This window comes from Hydrocoleum sp. CS-953, from assembly GCF_002260545.1.
Taxonomy (GTDB): Bacteria; Cyanobacteriota; Cyanobacteriia; order Cyanobacteriales; family Microcoleaceae; genus Trichodesmium.
The window spans coordinates 1-2,413 of sequence record NZ_LGSU01000194.1 but is presented as its reverse complement, the minus strand read 5'-3'; the positions used below and the strand labels follow the sequence as shown (position 1 = coordinate 2,413).

1 protein-coding gene and 1 pseudogene are annotated in these 2,413 nt (G+C 32.2%); one reads left to right on the top strand and one right to left on the bottom strand.

The window, feature by feature from the left end; genetic code table 11:
- A partial coding sequence (locus AFK68_RS01610) for a PAS domain S-box protein (protein WP_094671107.1) occupies window positions 1-2,132 on the top strand: 2,132 nt, incomplete at its 5' end.
- 65 nt (window positions 2,133-2,197) lie between these two features.
- Here AFK68_RS01610 and AFK68_RS36135 read toward each other — a convergent pair.
- A pseudogene (locus AFK68_RS36135) lies at window positions 2,198-2,413 on the bottom strand (hypothetical protein); the annotation flags it as partial.

The window sequence follows — 2,413 nt, the reverse complement described above, 5'->3', positions numbered from 1 at the left end:
GGATAATACTGATAGATAAACAAGGTATTTTTGATTGTAATCACAGTGCCTTAGAATTATTCGGCTGTAGTCAAAAATCAGAATTTTGTGGTAAACAACTTTGGGAATTTAGCTCTTTAAAACAGTTTCAAGGGGAAGATTCAATTCTGCTATTGCAAAAATATTTACAAATAGCATTAGAGTCAGGAATAAGTCGTTTTAACTGGCGCTATAAACGTTTATATGGATCTGAATTTACAGCAGAAGTGGTAATAATTCCAGTAGAATTTGATGGTAGAAGTGGGTGGGAAATGGTAGTTTCTAATATCACTAGCAAAGTCTTAAAAGAAGAAGCATTAAAACTCGCAAATGAAGAGTTAGGAAATAAGGTAGAGAAACGAGCAATTGAATTACAGGAAACTATTGATAAATTAGAAAGAGAAATTGCAGAACGTCATCAGACACAAGCAAGGTTGAAGTTGTCGGAACAAAAGTTCTCAAAAGCATTTCTTTCTAGTCCCGACCCAATCATTATTACTACTTTTCAAGATGAGAGATTTATAGAAGTAAATGACAGTTTTTTGGATATAATGGGTTATCGCCGTGAAGAAGTTATTGGTTACACAGTAGAAGAGTTAGGTATATGGGTTAATCTAGAAGAAAGAATTGATTTTAGAGAGTCTTTGGAAAAACAAGGAGTTTTGCAAAATCAGGAATATGAATTTAGAGTAAAATCTGGTGCGATTAGGATTTGGTTGTTGTCTGTAGAGATTATTAATATTGATAATGAAATTTGCTTTTTGACAGTTATTAAGGATATTACTGACAGGAAACGTTCAGAAAAAGCTTTATGGGAAAGTCAAAGAAAATTAGCTACTTTAATGAGTAATTTACCAGGTATGGCTTATCGTTTTCGCAACGATATAAATCGAACTGCAGAATTTGTAAGCGAAGGTTGTTATTCATTAACTGGTTATCAAATACAAGATTTTTTAGGTTCAAATCAAGTATTTTTATCACAATTAATTTATCCAGAAGATCGACAACTTTTATGGAATACTATAGAGTTGGCTATACAAGAGAATCGACATTATCAAATAGTTTATCGAATTACTACTAAGACTGGAAAAATTAAATGGGTTTGGGAACAAGGAATAGGGGTGTTTTCTGAGTCAGGAGAATTAATTGCTTTAGAAGGTTTGATTACAGATATTACTGATACTAAAAATGCTGAAGCTTCGCTGAAACAATCTCAGACTGAGTTAAGAAAACAAAAGCGACAATTAGAAACTGCTTTGCAAGAACTTGATGAGGTAGAAACTACTCTCACTAATACTGAAAAGATGTCTAGTTTGGGTCAGTTAGTTGCAGGTATTGCTCACGAAATTAATAATCCTGTAACTTCTGTTTATGGAAATATTGTGCATTTGAATCATTATGTTCAAGATATGATGAATTTGCTAAATATTTATCAAGAATATTCTCCAAGTTTACCAGAAGAAATAGAAGAACAAATAGAGGATATAGATTTAGATTTTATGATGGAGGATTTGCCAAAGGTAATATCAGCCATGCAAATAGGTTCGGAAAGAATTCGTGAAATTGTTCGTTCTCTGCGTAGTTTTTCTCGCAAGGATGATGTTAAGAAAACTCTGATGAATATTCACGATGGGATTGATGGTACTTTGGTAATTTTGAAAAATCGTCTCAAAGCTCGTGGAAAAAAACCAGAAATTAAGGTTTATAAGGAGTATGGAGAATTGCCTTTGGTAGAATGTTATGTGGGTATGATTAATCAGGTATTTATGAATTTAATTGGTAATGGAATTGATGCTTTGGAGGAGGCAATAGTTAGGGATAATTGGGATGGTAAGGTTCCGAGTATTTGGATTAGAACTACTGCTATATCAAATCAAGTTCAAATTAGAATTATTGATAATGGTTTGGGTATGGATGAGAAGGTTAAGGAACGTTTATTTGAGCGATTTTTTACTACTAAACCGGTTGATAAAGGTACTGGTTTGGGTTTATCTATTAGTTATAAAATTATTGTGGAAAAACATGGTGGAAGGTTAGAATGTATTTCTGCTCCTGGAGAGGGGGCAGAGTTTGTAATTGAAATTCCCATTGAACAGCCAGAATTTAGAATTTAGAATTTAGAATTTATAAGCCTTAAGGCTGAAGAGTAACTATAAAAATGATTAATCAAGGTATCTAACTAATTTTCTAAAGAAGAACTTTCTTTAATTAATTCCTCAAACTCCCCAACGGAATTAACGCTAATTGTTTCTAGGAGTAGTTGTTTTAATTGTGTTAAATCTTCAATATTATTCAGCTCTATTATTAGAGTTTCTGGTACTGAATTAAATCGTTTTTGCAGTAAATCAATAATATTTTGTATAGAAGTTTCTTTGGCTGTTCTTTCTATAGCTAG